At 49.5% G+C, this 14,370-nt stretch carries 15 protein-coding genes; 2 read left to right on the top strand and 13 right to left on the bottom strand.

All coding sequences use genetic code 11. The annotated features are described in order from the left end of the window. Nucleotides 1–8: 8 nt before the first annotated feature. The 8 genes from glpG to BFC17_RS03900 all read right to left on the bottom strand — a co-directional run bounded on the left by glpG (nucleotide 9) and on the right by BFC17_RS03900 (nucleotide 8,885). Nucleotides 9–872 (bottom strand): rhomboid family intramembrane serine protease GlpG, encoded by an 864-nt coding sequence (gene glpG, locus BFC17_RS03935; protein ID WP_070175159.1) that lies wholly within the window; start codon nucleotides 870–872, stop codon nucleotides 9–11. Nucleotides 873–874: 2 nt separating this feature from the next. Beyond that, nucleotides 875–1,186: a thiosulfate sulfurtransferase GlpE gene (gene glpE / locus BFC17_RS03930; protein WP_070175158.1), complete on the bottom strand. Its 312-nt coding sequence runs from the start codon at nucleotides 1,184–1,186 to the stop codon at nucleotides 875–877. 7 nt (nucleotides 1,187–1,193) lie between these two features. After that, on the bottom strand, nucleotides 1,194–2,219 hold the full coding sequence (gene tdh / locus BFC17_RS03925; RefSeq protein ID WP_070175157.1) for an L-threonine 3-dehydrogenase: 1,026 nt from the start codon (nucleotides 2,217–2,219) through the stop codon (nucleotides 1,194–1,196). Further along, nucleotides 2,216–3,412 (bottom strand): glycine C-acetyltransferase, encoded by a 1,197-nt coding sequence (locus BFC17_RS03920; RefSeq protein ID WP_070175156.1) that lies wholly within the window; start codon nucleotides 3,410–3,412, stop codon nucleotides 2,216–2,218. Before BFC17_RS03920 ends, tdh begins: the two co-directional genes overlap by 4 nt. Before the next feature lie 157 nt (nucleotides 3,413–3,569). Next, nucleotides 3,570–6,008 carry a bifunctional diguanylate cyclase/phosphodiesterase gene (locus tag BFC17_RS03915; RefSeq protein WP_070175155.1) on the bottom strand — a complete coding sequence of 813 codons (2,439 nt, stop codon included), beginning with the start codon at nucleotides 6,006–6,008 and terminating at the stop codon, nucleotides 3,570–3,572. Between the two features lie 4 nt (nucleotides 6,009–6,012). Next, nucleotides 6,013–7,200, bottom strand: a complete 1,188-nt coding sequence (locus BFC17_RS03910) for a hypothetical protein (protein WP_070175154.1) — start codon at nucleotides 7,198–7,200, stop codon at nucleotides 6,013–6,015. Then, on the bottom strand, nucleotides 7,197–7,568 hold the full coding sequence (locus tag BFC17_RS03905; protein WP_139141993.1) for a type 2 periplasmic-binding domain-containing protein: 372 nt from the start codon (nucleotides 7,566–7,568) through the stop codon (nucleotides 7,197–7,199). Before BFC17_RS03905 ends, BFC17_RS03910 begins: the two co-directional genes overlap by 4 nt. A 255-nt stretch (nucleotides 7,569–7,823) precedes the next feature. Continuing rightward, nucleotides 7,824–8,885 carry a glycosyltransferase family 9 protein gene (locus BFC17_RS03900; protein WP_229681007.1) on the bottom strand — a complete coding sequence of 354 codons (1,062 nt, stop codon included), beginning with the start codon at nucleotides 8,883–8,885 and terminating at the stop codon, nucleotides 7,824–7,826. A gap of 85 nt (nucleotides 8,886–8,970) precedes the next feature. On the opposite strand from BFC17_RS03900, the gene BFC17_RS03895 reads away from it, so the two are divergent. Further along, nucleotides 8,971–9,699 (top strand): 3-deoxy-D-manno-octulosonic acid kinase, encoded by a 729-nt coding sequence (locus BFC17_RS03895; protein ID WP_083271564.1) that lies wholly within the window; start codon nucleotides 8,971–8,973, stop codon nucleotides 9,697–9,699. Between the two features lie 68 nt (nucleotides 9,700–9,767). Continuing rightward, nucleotides 9,768–10,250 (top strand): pantetheine-phosphate adenylyltransferase, encoded by a 483-nt coding sequence (gene coaD, locus BFC17_RS03890; protein ID WP_070175152.1) that lies wholly within the window; start codon nucleotides 9,768–9,770, stop codon nucleotides 10,248–10,250. A gap of 4 nt (nucleotides 10,251–10,254) precedes the next feature. Here the strand turns inward: coaD and mutM are convergent, their stop codons facing one another. The 5 genes from mutM to BFC17_RS03865 form a co-directional block, all read right to left on the bottom strand. Further along, nucleotides 10,255–11,070, bottom strand: coding sequence for a bifunctional DNA-formamidopyrimidine glycosylase/DNA-(apurinic or apyrimidinic site) lyase (gene mutM, locus BFC17_RS03885; protein WP_070175151.1), 816 nt, complete (start codon nucleotides 11,068–11,070; stop codon nucleotides 10,255–10,257). Continuing rightward, complete coding sequence (locus tag BFC17_RS03880; RefSeq protein WP_070175150.1) at nucleotides 11,070–11,546, bottom strand: hypothetical protein; 477 nt, start codon at nucleotides 11,544–11,546, stop codon at nucleotides 11,070–11,072. Before BFC17_RS03880 ends, mutM begins: the two co-directional genes overlap by 1 nt. A gap of 89 nt (nucleotides 11,547–11,635) precedes the next feature. Continuing rightward, a complete protein-coding gene (gene rpmG, locus BFC17_RS03875; RefSeq protein WP_012516577.1) occupies nucleotides 11,636–11,791 on the bottom strand; it encodes a 50S ribosomal protein L33 in 156 nt (51 codons plus the stop codon). Nucleotides 11,792–11,803: 12 nt separating this feature from the next. Next, nucleotides 11,804–12,040 carry a 50S ribosomal protein L28 gene (gene rpmB / locus BFC17_RS03870; RefSeq protein ID WP_070175149.1) on the bottom strand — a complete coding sequence of 79 codons (237 nt, stop codon included), beginning with the start codon at nucleotides 12,038–12,040 and terminating at the stop codon, nucleotides 11,804–11,806. Between the two features lie 216 nt (nucleotides 12,041–12,256). After that, a complete protein-coding gene (locus BFC17_RS03865) occupies nucleotides 12,257–14,368 on the bottom strand; it encodes a YjbH domain-containing protein (protein ID WP_070175148.1) in 2,112 nt (703 codons plus the stop codon). Nucleotides 14,369–14,370 lie beyond the last annotated feature (2 nt).

Genomic DNA, 14,370 nt, shown 5'->3' with positions numbered 1-14,370 from the left:
CATTGGGTTTATTTTGGGGCGGTTTTACCGCTCCCGATTGCCAGCAACCATGCGGTTATGCAGCCCGACAGCAAGCCCATGGTATGCGCAGCATTAGCCATGTTTACCCACAATATGTCGGCATAACCTAACACTAACCACACCAGCATAAAGCCTACAATGGCCCTGGGCATAGAAAGGCCCCACTGGGGTCGCAACCAGCCGATGATCCAGACAAAGCCCACAACCCCGTAAACAACGCCCGACAAGCCGCCAAAATTGGGGCCAGACACCGCTAATTGCGCGAGATTACTGAACAACGCAGTAACTAAAAACAGGATTAGTAAGAAGCTACTGCCAAATTTGTGCTCAATCTGAGAACCCAGCATCCCCCACCACAGCACGTTAAAGATAAAGTGCAGGGCACTAAAGTGAATAAACGCCGGCCCGATAAGCCGCCACCATTCGTTATTTTTTGCCAGATTACCCAAAGGCATGATCATGAGCGCCTCTGCAATGGGGCGAAACAGTCCCACCGCAGACGCCGCAAAGATAAGCGTACACAGGATCAGAATAATACCGGTAAACGGGGCCCGGCGCAGCGATACCAGCCAGCGACGAATACTATTGCCGCTGGACGGTGGCGCGGGTACATCGGTTTGATCGGAATGCTGCCAGGCCGCCTGTTGGTAAACCGGATCGTTAGGCGCTTTAATAAACGCCTGACAAATTTCCAGCGCCCGGGCGTAGTCCTCGTCGTTTTCCAGTAGCAGAATATACTGGTCTTTATCCGGCTCGGCCTGTACCTGAACCGGTATAAGTTGTGACTTAAGATAACTCGCTAAAGCGTCAGCATAACGCAGCTGACTAATGGCAATAAGGGGAGTTGCCACTGTTAACCACTAACCACCGGTTGTCCCAAACGCCAGCCTTCAAAGCCGCCGTCCATGCTGTACACAGTTTCGTAGCCCTGCCCGGCCAGAAACTGCGCCGCCTGCTGGCTGCTAACGCCGTGATAGCAAACAACAACAACCGGTGAGGTTTTTGGCGTGGCTTCCATAAAGGAAGCCAGATTATCGTTAGACAGGTTAACTGCACCATCGATATGCGCCGCCTGGAACGACCCGGCATCACGAATATCGGCGATTACCAGATTGTCTTTTTGCTCGGCAACATCTGCGATGGAAATATGTTGGAATGGTTGCATAGTACTCTTATTGCCAGTTGAGAATGACTTTGCCTGATTCTCCGGACCCCATTACATCAAAGCCTTGCTGAAAATCATCAATGGCAAACTGATGGGTTATGATAGGTGAGATATCCAGGCCACTTTGCAGCAGACTCGCCATTTTGTACCAGGTTTCAAACATTTCCCGGCCGTAAATTCCTTTAATTACCAGACCTTTAAAAATAACCTGGTTCCAGTCAATGGCGACGTCCTGTGGCGGAATACCCAGCATGGCTATCTTACCGCCGTTGTTCATGTTGTTGAGCATATCGCGAAACGCCACCGGTACTCCAGACATTTCTAGGCCGATATCAAAGCCCTCAGTCATCCCCAGCGACGCCATAACGTCTTTAAGCGATTCCTCAGCAACGTTAACCGCGCGGGTCACACCCATCTTCTCGGCCAGCTTGAGTCGATACGGGTTTACGTCGGTGATCACAACATGGCGAGCGCCCACATGACGCGCTACCGCGGCGGCCATAATACCAATGGGGCCGGCACCGGTAATCAGTACATCTTCGCCTACCAGATCAAAAGACAACGCGGTATGAACAGCGTTACCAAAGGGGTCAAAAATAGACGCCAGATCGTCAGAAATATTGTCGGGAATTTTAAACGCATTAAACGCCGGAATGACCAGGTATTCCGCAAAGGCACCCGCACGGTTAACCCCAACACCCTCGGTGTTGCGACACAAATGACGACGTCCCGCACGACAATTACGGCAGTGGCCACAGGTAATATGGCCTTCACCAGAAACGCGGTCGCCCACTTTAAAGCCCTGCACTTCCTGGCCCATATCAACCACTTCACCCACGTATTCATGGCCGACTACCATGGGCACCGGGATAGTTTTTTGGGCCCAGTCGTCCCACTGGTAAATGTGCATGTCGGTACCGCAAATTGCTGTTTTGCGAATTTTAATCCGCAGGTCGTTATGCCCCATGGCGGGCTTGTCGGTATCAGCCATCCAGATACCGCGGGTTGGCTGTTGTTTTACCAACGACTTCATGCAATTACTCCTAACTCACGACCAACTTCGATAAAGGCATCAACGGCTTTATCAACATGTTCAAGAGTATGTCCCGCCGACATCTGCGTACGAATACGCGCCTGCCCTTTTGGCACCACCGGATAAGAAAAACCAATCACATAAATGCCTTTCTCCAGCAGTTTATCGGCCATTTCATTGGCCAGTTTGGCATCGCCCAGCATGACCGGAATAATCGCGTGATCTTTACCGGCCAGGGTAAAGCCCGCTTCGCTCATACGGCGGCGGAAATGCTCGGCATTGCGCCACAGCTGGGCCCGTAATTCGTGGCCATCGGCCATCATGTCGAACACTTTTAAGGAAGCCGCCACAATAGGTGGTGCTACCGAGTTAGAGAATAAGTACGGACGTGAACGCTGACGCAGCCATTCAATAGCGGCTTTGCTGCCAGAGGTATAACCACCGGAAGCACCACCAAGCGCTTTACCCAGCGTACCGGTGATAAGGTCAACCCGGCCAAGAACATCGCAATATTCGTGGCTGCCGCGGCCGTTCTCGCCTAAAAAGCCGGTAGCGTGGCAGTCATCCACCATCACCATGGCATCGTACTGGTCGGCCAGATCACAGACGCCTTTTAGGTTTGCAATAATACCGTCCATCGAGAATACGCCGTCAGTGGCAATCAGGATAAACCGTGCGCCGTCGGCACGGGCTTGTTTAAGCTGTTCTTCCAGCGCCTGCATATCGTTGTTGGCATAGCGATAGCGTTTGGCTTTGCTTAACCGCACGCCGTCGATGATGCTGGCGTGGTTCAGGGAATCCGACACAATGGCGTCTTCCGGGCCTAACAGGGTTTCAAATAGGCCGCCGTTCGCGTCAAAGCAGGATGGATATAAAATGGTGTCTTCGGTGCCCAGAAACTGACTGATTTTGGCTTCCAGCGCCTTATGAATATCCTGCGTACCGCAGATAAACCGCACTGATGCCATACCAAAACCATGACTGTCCAGGCCTTCTTTAGCCGCTTCAATCAGCGCCGGATGATTCGCCAGGCCAAGGTAGTTGTTAGCACAGAAGTTAATTACGTGATCGCCACTTTGCGTTGCGATATCCGCCTGTTGCTGAGTTGTAATTACGCGTTCAACTTTATACAACCCATCTTCACGCGTGGCGTTAAGCTGTTGTTCGAGATGAGAAATAAAAGATGCTGACATTAGGAGCGCTCCTGGCCGAAGGGTGTTGTCAAAGGCGCGTATTGTACCTAAGAGGCAAAGAACCTGCCTGCGTCCGGCGAATTGGATCCGGCTTTAACCACAAACCAAGTGTAAACTTTTAAAGACGCCTGGTTAACCCAAAGCTACAAACCGCCACTTAAACCAGCCAGCGACCGTTGAAGATCTTGCTTTCCAGGGTGTTCCATAACAAGCTTTCGTCGATGGGTTTGCTGATATAGTAGCCCTGACCATACTGACACTGCATTGCGCCCAGCTCCTTGAGCTGCTGGGCCTGTTCTATTCCTTCTGCCACAACCTCTAACCCCATACTACCAACCATGTTGATAGTTGAGCTGACAATGTTCCTGTCACTTTCTGTTTCGAGCATGCCGGCTATAAAAGAACGGTCAATCTTTATGATATCGCTGGGGATCATTTTAAGGTAACTCAGTGAGGAATAACCGGTACCAAAATCATCCACCGCGATTTTGCATCCCAGGGCGCGAATTTGCTGAATAACCGCAACGGCTCTTTCGATATCAGCCACCAGCACGGTTTCAGTGAGTTCCAGCTCGATGTTTTTAGGATTTACCGAGTAAAGATCAATAAGCTCCATTAAATAGGGCTGTAGGGCGCTGTTGGCAAACTGAGCCGCCGACAGGTTGATTGCCATTTTGACATCGTTGTAGCCCGCTTTTTCTAATTTAGACAGTAGTTCGATAGCATGTTCCATTACCCAGAAATCCAGCTCTGTCATCATTGAGGTATTCTCGAGCAAGGGTAAAAAGTCACCCGGCGGCACTAAACCACGCTGTGGATGCCGCCAGCGCAGTAAGGCTTCAAAACCGGACAGCCGGTTATTCGATAAATCAATTTGCGGTTGCAGCGCAAGGAAGAACTGGTGTTCTTTTAAAGCCACCCGCGCTTCGCTTTCCAGCTCCACCTGTTTAACGATTTTGTGATTCATGGAGGGGTTAAAGAAGCAATAGCTTGAGCCGCGCTCCAGTTTGGCTTCGTACATGGCCGTATCGGCCTGGCGCATCAGTTCTAACGCCCGGGTTTTTGGCGAGGTGGTATAAGCAATACCAATACTGATACTGATATAAAAGCTTTGCTCACTAATCACCATGGGTTCAACAAATTCATCAGTAAGCTTTTGCGCAACAATATTGACCTGATTTTCATGTTCCAGCCCGGTTACCAGGATCACAAACTCATCACCGCCGAAGCGGGCAATTAAGTCATTTTCCCGGATCACGCGGGAGAGGCGCTCGCTGGCTACTTTAACCACTTCGTCACCGAAGTGGTGACCATGGCTGTCGTTAACTTTTTTAAAGTTATCCAAATCAATAAACAGCAGCGCCAACCCGACATGCTGACGGCCCAAGGCCGCTAACTGCTTGTTAACCTGAAATGTCATCATATTGCGATTAGGCAGGCCGGTTAAACTGTCGAACATCGCCATTTTTTCTAGTTTGGCGGTATCTACTGACATTTGTTTGTCCATGGACTCCAGCTTATCCGACAGCTCCACGGCTGCGTCACCAAGGGTGTCGAGCTCATCTAACAGCCATTTTTTGCTGGAAAAGCTCTTTTTCTGCTGTTCTTTAAACTCTTTAAAACGCTTTTGCGCCAGCAGTGGCAGCATGTTAGACAGCGCCGTTAACTTATGAGCATAACGTTTTAACAGTACCAGCATGCACAGAACAAAGGTAAGCACCAGGCCAATGCCACCCCAAAAGATGATTCGGTTCTGACTTTTGTAGGCTTTTTTACGCTCATCAATATCATGGGCGAACATTAAGTAGTGACCGTTAGGCTGATGGGTATATAACGGCAATAATGTTACAAGGAAGGCCTTACCCTGAACATTGACTTCGTAGCCATTGGATAACAATACGTCTTTATGACCCGAGGCGGGAAAGGCGGCGAGAATATCGCGCATAAACCTTTCCTGTTTTTCACTGACCATACTGTTAATAGTGTAGCGCTCAGCCTGAGTCTGCTGGTTAATCGCGTATTTCACTAGTACCAGATTTGACTGCGTGGCTTCGCTGAGTAACGCCAGCAATTCCTGCAGTGAGGTACTCATCACAACAACATTAGTGGTTTGCTGGTCCACCATCAGCGGAACACTGACAAACTGCTCACAGATCACCCGGCAGTGCACTTCATAAAACGGCCTTGCTTCCTTAAGGGTTTGCGCCACTATCGGTTTAATTTCATCTGGCAGGTTTTCGCCCTGAAAATAAATAATCGACTGCTTAGCGTCAATCAGCCACAGATTATTGACATCCCATTGCAGTAACAGGAAATCCTCAGCGCGTTGTAACGTAGTGATCAGCTCCTGATTACTTAATGCAGGGCTGGTATGGAGGTGCTTAAGGCCCTCAACCCAGACAGATAACCGATCATTGAGCAGGGTAGACAGCTGGTAGTAACGGGTAATGTCCCGGGCTAACAGTTGCTGATTTAGCTGCCGCTCCTGGTTTGCAGCCTGATAAAGCAGCAACCCCATTACCAAAGAGCAAACAAACATGACCAACAGAAGCATGATCGCCAGCACTTTATAGCTAAGAGAGACGTTTCTTTTCATTAATTCAGAACCAATACATTAACTGTATTGCCCAGGCGTTCCAGTAGGGGTCGGCTTTGACCAGCCCATCCGGTAAAAATACCGCAGATAGCCTGCCCGCGCCGCGAACTCTGGCAAACTCGCCACTTAACCGAAGGTTGTCTTGTATGTCCCAGCTTAATCCCACGGTCAGTGTGTCCATGTAACCGTAATATGATGGGATCGCACCAAACGGATTTTCTACCAGCAACTCACCGTTGCGATCGTCACGGTTAACATCATAGGTATCAAAGCGAACCAGGCCGGTTAAATTTTGTTGCAGGAAGTAGCGCCACTGCACGTAGCCGCCCTCGCTCGTATTATCAACGGTTAATGGGAACCCCTGGGCAAAACTGCCAGTGTATCTTAAACGATCACGCAGATATTCCGTGGTCAGTTCCCAGGCTTCGCTATCGTAGCGGGCGGCCAAAGTAACTCTTTCGCTTAAGGAAAAACCATTAATTAAAAAGTCTTCTGGTGCAGGATGATAAGTAAATTCCGACTTTAGCAGGCTAAAGCCAATTTGCCATCGCATTGAGTCGGGCTGCCAGTATGTGCTGAACTGATGCGTATAATCCTGCTTGGCTAAACCCTGGGCCTGAGGGCTTATCAACCTTTTGGTATCTTCTTCGAATAAGGGCGAGCGCCCATAGCTCCAGCGTACTTCCCAGGTGCCGTTCGAACCGGCTTTGGTGCTCTGTAAAGCTATGCCGTCGCTGCTCAGGGCGACATCACGATTGCTGTCAAAGTACACCGATTGCGGCAACAATATAGAAGGGCGGGTTTGCGGTACATCCTGGGTGGCAGAATACAGCCAATGGCGATTTTTGTAGCGCCCCAGGTGCACATTGACCTGCCAGTCAAATAACTGGGTCACGCGCCAGTCAAGAAACAGATAATCCAGCCTTGTGCCCTGACGAAAACGATTACCACCGTTTAAATACATCACCTGCCCCGCCACGCTTAACGAAGGGCTGATTACGTAGGTAGCGTTCAATCCTACCTCGGTCAGATCTGTCGTGATCTTGTCGCCGGTTGTGATGTAATCACTGGCAGTAGAACTGGTAAGTCCCTGAGCCACAAAACCGTGCCAGGAAAAGCGGTCATGGTCGGCCCGGACCAATGGCGGTAACATTACCAGTAAAAGGCCGACGATTAATGCAGAAATCTTCATTGTGTCGTCTCCACAGTAATCATAAGAATGCCTTCCTTTTCATTAACCGGTTGTGGCAGGTAGCCAATAGCCCCCGGAGTTGCGGCAATCATCGCACTCATTTGGGCGACGGAGTCGACCACTGTAGGCGCGTCGCCCTGGCCGGAATACACCACACGTTGCCAGATTCGCTTAAGTTGATAGGGGTAAGTATTTAACAGGGTTCGGCAAAACTGCTGATGAACGGGACCGTCGGTGGGTAAAACAAAAACCTGAATTCTGCTGCCGTCCTGCCAAAACTGCGTACGCCCGGCAAATATCATGCGCAACTGCACTGAAGACAGTTCATCTACATTTACGGATTGGTTAACCAGTACTGCTACTGGCATCTGATCTGTCTCGGCTTTGATGATGCCCGTCATCAACAGGCATATCGCGAAACAGAGCGCTCTTGCTGTCCACACCTTCAAAATTACGCCTTAGATCAATAAAATAGTCACTTGCGTATGTCCTTTGCCTTTGGTGCCATGCGGAATAATCCGCAGTATCCCTAACTAAGTGTAGAGAACAATTCTGGTTTTTAAAGTCTTTCTTTTAATCCTTTGGTTTAACCTGGCCAATTAAGTTTACTAACGATAAATCAGTTACTTCACCGCATTACGCAAAATATGATCAATAGCGTTAAAGACCTTTTCCGGAACGATTTTTTCCATCAGATCGCTACCTTTTACCCGACGCCCCCAGGGCAAGGATTGCCAGGGTTTGCCATATTGCGCTGCAACACATTCATCGTACACAGAGACAACATCAGTAAGATTATTGTAAGGGCCGGTACGCCTTGGATTTGAGTGTGCATACAGCCCCACAACCGGCGTTCCAACCGCAGTGGCCATGTGCGCGGGACCGGTATCAGGTGCAATCACAATTTCCGCCTGGGCCAGTACACCGGCCAGCTCCTTCAGTGAGGTTTTACCAATCAAATCTTCGGTAACCGGCGCCTGATTCGCTACAATCTGGTCGCCAATTTCCCTATCCAGCGGGCCGGGGCCGCCACAAAGCAGCACGCGCAGGCCCAGCCCGGCAAGATGCTTTGCGGCCGCAGCATAACCTTGGGGTGTCCAGTTACGCTCTGCTTTTGATGCCGCAGGACAAATCACGGCGTATCGCTGATGACGCTGTTTTAACTCTATGCCTAATTGCAGATCCTGCTCACTAAGAGGCAGGTTCCAGCCCGGCTTCTCAACCGGCTCAATGCCCATGGCGTCGGCAAAAGCCATAAAGCCTTCGAGCACATGGGGATGAGTTTGCGCGGCAATACGCTTGTTTATAAACAAACTGTGGCCTTCCTTGCTGCGGGATTTATCAAAGCCCAGCCGGACTTTGGCCCGCACGGCTCTGGATAGCAAATTTGCCCGCAATGCGATTTGCATTACGCATAATACGTCAAAGCGACAGGCTTTTAACTGCTGGCGTATGGCTTTCATTCCCTCACGACCGGTTTTTTTGTCGTAGGTAACAAACTCAACGCCGTCCATGCCTTTTAAAAACTGATATTCAATCTTGCCAATAATCCAGGTAATTTTGATATCGGGTCGAGCGCAGCGAATGCGGTTAACCATAGCGGCAGCATGGCACACATCGCCAATGGCAGAGAGTCTTAGAATACAAATTCTGGCGTTTTGAGGGAGTTTTATTACGGTTGACAAAGAATCTTCCAACTAGCACTGATAAACCACGCTAATTTGATTACAATCAAGGGGATTTAACAAGACTTAATACTGAGAATTATAGTTGCAAACCCTGGAAACCTTTACCACTGGCCGCCATACGTTGCTGTTATGCCCACAGCAATGTGACGCTTTGGACATCGATCTGCCCTCGCTGCAATGGCTGCAAAGTGACTACTGGCTCAGCCAGGCACATGCCAAGGCTAACAGTGGCCGGGGTCAGGCCATTCTTATTGAAAAGCCTGCGCCTATGGTGCTAAGGCAATACTGCCGCGGCGGTCTGGTCAGGCATTTTGCAGAACGCCGGTTTATTTTTTCAGGCTTAAGCAACACCCGTCCCTATTGTGAACTCACATTGCTGAATAGGATGTACGAAGCGGGATTACCCGTACCCCGCGGGCTCGCGGGCCGGGTTAGTCGGTATGGAGTAAGTTATGAGGCCAGTATTCTTATGGAGCGGATCCCTGATAGCCAGGAAGTCCATGAGTATTTGTTGTCAGCGCCCTTGTCTGCCGAAATGTGGTTACAGGTGGGGCAGCTGATTCGGCAATTGCATGACCGGCAAATTTACCATCACGATCTGAACATCCATAACATTATGCTGGATAAAAACGCCAAGCTCTGGCTCATCGACTTTGATAAATGTGCGGAAAAAACCGGACAAACGTGGAAAGAAAACAACCTCTTGCGGTTACAACGGTCGTTACACAAGGAACGTGATAAATGTCCTGGCTATCATTTTGCCGACGAAAACTGGCAGCAATTACTGGCCGGTTATCAGCAGGCTCAGTAACCCTTTGTAATTGCATCCTGATACAATAGTAGTTACTGTTTTCCTATATTCATCAACGCCGACAAATTATGCAGACACGTGCCATTTACCCGGGAACCTTTGATCCTATCACTAACGGTCATGCCGATTTAATTGAAAGAGCATCCCGTATGTTTGACGAAGTCATTGTAGGGATTGCCGCTAACCCCAGCAAAAAGCCTTTATTCAGCCTTGAAGAACGAGTGGAGCTTATCTCCACGGTAACCAGTGAACTGAATAACGTAACGGTGATTGGTTTTTCTGGCTTGTTAGCCGAGTTTGCCCGTACCGAACAGGCCACCATTCTTATCCGTGGGCTAAGGGCGGTTGCGGATTTTGAATACGAATTTCAGCTGGCAAATATGAACCGCCGGCTCAATCCCGATTTAGAAAGCGTGTTTTTAACGCCCTCAGAGGAAAACTCGTTTATTTCTTCTACTCTGGTTAAAGAAGTAGCCCTGCACCATGGCGATGTCGGTCAATTTTGCCATCCCGCGGTAAAGGCCGCTCTGCAAATACGCTTACACGGCTAAGCCGCTAGCGCTGACACTGTGGGCAGTAAAACGTATTGCGCTGCCCGATAGTCAGGCTTTTAATTGGCGTTTCGCAGGTTAAACAAGGCTCGCCAGCCCGCCCGTAAACGTTGAGAGACTGTTTAAAATAGCCCGGCTTTCCATCGGTCTGGGTAAAGTCTTTTAGCGTTGTACCGCCTTGCTGAATTGCTTTGGCGAGCACTTCTTTAATCGCCTGAGTCAGCAATTGATAGCGTTTGGCACTCACATTGCCGGCTTTACGGCGAGGATCAACCCCTGCCATAAACAGCGCTTCGTTGGCATAGATATTCCCTACCCCAACCACAACAGCGTTATCCATAATAAAGTTTTTCACTGCGCTCTGTTTGCCTCTGGACAGCGCCACCAGCCTGTCAGCGGTGAAATCATCAGTTAACGGCTCTGGCCCAAGATTCATAAGCTGCGTGGGCTCTGCTGCGCCGGGAGGCTGCCACAAGCATGCACCAAATCGTCGGGGGTCGTTTAACCGCAGGCATTTGCCGCTTGCCAGCACAATATCGAGGTGATCGTGCTTTACCGGTGCAACCGTTGCTTCAAGTACCCGTAATTTACCAGACATGCCTAAATGAAGAATAATCTGGCCGCCGTTTTGCAGTACGATAATGAGGTATTTGGCACGTCGGGTAACCGCCTCAATGCGGTGACCAATGGCATCAGCCAGCGATTCGCTCACCGGCCAGCGCAGTCGGCGATCACGCACAATAATATTTTGGATTACTTGCCCTTGCAGAAACGGTGCAACACCTAAACGACTGACTTCGACCTCTGGTAACTCTGGCATTACATCTCCTGATTATCAGTCTGCCACGGCAGTAGCTGAGCCAGGCGTGTGTTGTCGATGCTGTACCACTGCTGTGCATACTGCACCCAGACAGTTTGATCTTTTGCGACAAACGCATACACCAGTCCCTGGGTTTCACCCGCTACCCAAACCACGGCGATTAATGGTTCGGTTTGCGTTACTTCCCGCGGGGGCTTAGCGGCTTGCATAACTGCGCTGCGCCAGGCATTAATCTGGGCTTCGGGGGTGGTCTCAAACGTACGGTTAACGCCATTCCAGCGCCATTGCTGGCCTACCCTTTCGAGTTTGTAGTTGCTTTGTTCTATTTTAAGAACGTGAGCGCTTTCGGGCAGTAAAGGCAATGTGACGGGCAGTTTGGATTCGGGGACAAAGCGCTCAAGGTTAAACAAAAATATCATGCCTAACATGGCGAAAATCACCACATTATTAAATCCTCGTTTAGACAATCTTGCCATCTGTTGCTACCTACCCGGATCAACTGCTGATTGAACACGCAAAAAACCCGGCAACGGCCGGGTTTTCGTGGAGACAAAAGCAAGTTTTATTACTTGATTTTGGCCTCTTTGAACATAACGTGCTTGCGAACAACTGGATCATACTTTTTGATTTCCATTTTGCCCGGCATGTTACGCTTGTTTTTGTCAGTGGTGTAGAAGAAACCAGTACCAGCTGAAGAAACTAATTTAATTTTATCACGCATGATTTGGCTTCCTTAGATCTTTTCACCACGGGCACGGATGTCAGTTAATACTGCATCAATACCTTTTTTATCGATAATACGCATACCTTTAGGCGTTAAGCGTAATTTAACAAAGCGGTTTTCGCTTTCAACCCAAAAACGGTGAGTTTGAAGGTTTGGTAAAAAGCGACGACGAGTCGCGTTTCTAGCGTGAGAGCGGTTGTTACCTACCGCAGGACGCTTACCTGTTACTTGACATACTCTTGACATTATTTGTCTCCAAAACAACGAATTTTGTCTCGTCAATCGGTCCCACCAGCGTTTTTGGGCGTCGGGTCTGATGACGTCTTAACCTTTAAATAAGAGGGCGCATTTTATACAGCAAATTTGCGCCTAATTCAACACTAATCCAGAAAAAGCTGCGATCCTGATTAAAAAAACGCCAACCAGATCCCTCAGATCGGCATTTATACCCTGTTTTAGCGCTTAATCCAAGAACGGCGATCGTATTTCCGTGGTGCCGATCAGCTGTGAAGGCCGGTTCAGCATTTGCCCGCCATCCCGGGCAATCGGGATCCATGGGAATTGCCCCCGCCCCTTCGCCGGCTTAAGTAAAAACAGATCGATCGGGATCGAAATATAGAAGCCTTTGGTAAAGCTGCCTTCGCCGTATTCTTCTGCCGACACATTGGTAAATGAGGCAAACGCACCCACTACAACGCCACTGTCGAAGCGTTTGGCAAATTCCAGGTTAACCCCGCGGTCTTCTGCCAAAAACTGGCCTACACTGGCTCTGAGGCGTGTATCCGGTAAAAAGTCGGGTTCGTAGTAAAACGACGCATAACCGGTTACCGCGGTGTAGTCTAAAAAGCCTGTCGGACTGTCGAAATCCCGCTGTTTGACGTAGTTTACGTCGACACCAAAGGCAAAAGAACTGTCGATAGGCCGGTACATAACTTCACCCCCGATCCCGCCATACATGGTCTCCAGCAGACCACCGTAGGTCTGATAATACCAGTTATCACTAATTCGATCGGTCCATACGGCAAAAGCAGTATCCAGGGTAAACACGCCCTGGGTAACATATTCACGAATTTGCGTTCTTACCCGGGGCAGCACGGTTTCTTCGTTATCGACCTTATAGTTAAATTTATCAAAGTTATCTAACAGCGTGGTTCGAATACTGCTGTAAACCCCGAACTGAGGGTTAAACTTATAGCCCAGCGTGGTGATTAAACCGGTCTGGTACAGGTAAAAGTCTTCCGGGTTACCAAAAGTCTGAGTCCAGAAAAACTTGGTAGAAATTGATCCGCCTGATGTGGCATTAGGGTGATAATCCTCAACCTGCTGATCGGTGGGCGAGGTTCTGCGGTAGGTGGTCGTCAGGTCGCTTTCAGGTACGCTGTAAGACGCATGCGCTCTGAACTTTTCGGCATCAATAACCGTGTCCAGCATGGGAATATTGTTAGTATGCTCAACCAGGTGGTATTCCTTGATCGACAACGGCAGTTCTGAAGCCAGAATACGCCCTACCCGCTCAACCGCTTCATCCTGATCGCGATAGGAGGTTTGTAAGCCGTAGAAGGTCGCTTTATCTTCGGTAATTTGCATGTCGTTGATGACATAACCGCCCTGGTAGATCATATCGTTATACAGTCGCTGCCGGTTTATCGTGGTAAGATTTTCGGCGGGTTTTACGCCAACGATATTGCGCGGTTCACGGTCTATTTTGGGCTGACTCATGGTGTGCATATTCATGCGGTAACTGACACCAAAGCCAAAGGTATTGCCACGCTGATAGTTAACTGAAAAATCCAGATCGTTCCAGCGGTACACCGCACCGATGTTCCACCGCGAGTCCTGCGCTAACTGGCCGGCACGGTCAAACTGATAGTTATTGCCTTCGTATTCCGCTTTAATGCTCAGGCCCGGCATGGGAGTCTGGTATTCAACGCCACCAAACAGTGCCACAGGCCCTTTAAAAAAGTTTTGGTAATCTACCTTACCACCGCGGCCTGAATAACCGTCAGGGCGGGTACAATAGCTTTCCCGTAGCTCACAAAAGGGGTTGGTCAGATCGTTATGATGACCCAGATACCCCCAGCCTAACCCCGCATGGATATCAAAGGGGCCGATGGATTTACTGGCATTTATAAACTCACTTTCAAAAAAGCCCGTGCCGCCGAAATCGCGAAAACCGAGGGAAATATCCGGCAGGTAATAGCTTTCCTGCCACAAGCGAAATTTAACATCCAGGCCTTTGTCTTTGAGGGTCTGATCGCCACTAAAACTGTCGATGTTACTGTAAAGCCGGGTCCGGACATCAGTATATCGGGCGGTGGCTTCCATCCAGGGGAACAGTTGCAGACTGACCGACCAGAACCGGTATTCTTCATTATCGGTGTAATTTAGCGATAACGACCCTTCAGGCATCATCCTGGCCGTGGGAGTTTGCCAGATACCAACCCCGCCCTGCACCATCTGGCTGGGCGTTACGGCATAAGTGTTTGGCTCATCAGACTCATTTGCCTGTACCGCAATACCTGAGCTGGCAAGCAGTAACGAAGTTAAAGAAAGAGAAAAACGCGAAGCAGCCAAAA

This window comes from Marisediminitalea lipolytica, assembly GCF_001758465.1.
Lineage (GTDB): Bacteria > Pseudomonadota > Gammaproteobacteria > Enterobacterales > Alteromonadaceae > Alteromonas > Alteromonas lipolytica.
The sequence above is the reverse complement of the archived record's forward strand: the minus strand, read 5'-3'. Positions and strand labels throughout refer to the sequence as shown.

Bases quoted from the DNA above. Each gene is read 5' to 3' on its own strand.
- glpE (WP_070175158.1), bottom strand. From the start codon at position 1,186: ATGCAACCATTCCAACATATTTCCATCGCAGATGTTGCCGAGCAAAAA.
- tdh (WP_070175157.1), bottom strand. From the start codon at position 2,219: ATGAAGTCGTTGGTAAAACAACAGCCAACCCGCGGTATCTGGATGGCT.
- BFC17_RS03920 (WP_070175156.1), bottom strand. From the start codon at position 3,412: ATGTCAGCATCTTTTATTTCTCATCTCGAACAACAGCTTAACGCCACG.
- BFC17_RS03915 (WP_070175155.1), bottom strand. From the start codon at position 6,008: ATGAAAAGAAACGTCTCTCTTAGCTATAAAGTGCTGGCGATCATGCTT.
- BFC17_RS03910 (WP_070175154.1), bottom strand. From the start codon at position 7,200: ATGAAGATTTCTGCATTAATCGTCGGCCTTTTACTGGTAATGTTACCG.
- BFC17_RS03905 (WP_139141993.1), bottom strand. From the start codon at position 7,568: ATGCCAGTAGCAGTACTGGTTAACCAATCCGTAAATGTAGATGAACTG.
- coaD (WP_070175152.1), top strand. From the start codon at position 9,768: ATGCAGACACGTGCCATTTACCCGGGAACCTTTGATCCTATCACTAAC.
- mutM (WP_070175151.1), bottom strand. From the start codon at position 11,070: ATGCCAGAGTTACCAGAGGTCGAAGTCAGTCGTTTAGGTGTTGCACCG.
- BFC17_RS03880 (WP_070175150.1), bottom strand. From the start codon at position 11,546: ATGGCAAGATTGTCTAAACGAGGATTTAATAATGTGGTGATTTTCGCC.
- rpmG (WP_012516577.1), bottom strand. From the start codon at position 11,791: ATGCGTGATAAAATTAAATTAGTTTCTTCAGCTGGTACTGGTTTCTTC.
- rpmB (WP_070175149.1), bottom strand. From the start codon at position 12,040: ATGTCAAGAGTATGTCAAGTAACAGGTAAGCGTCCTGCGGTAGGTAAC.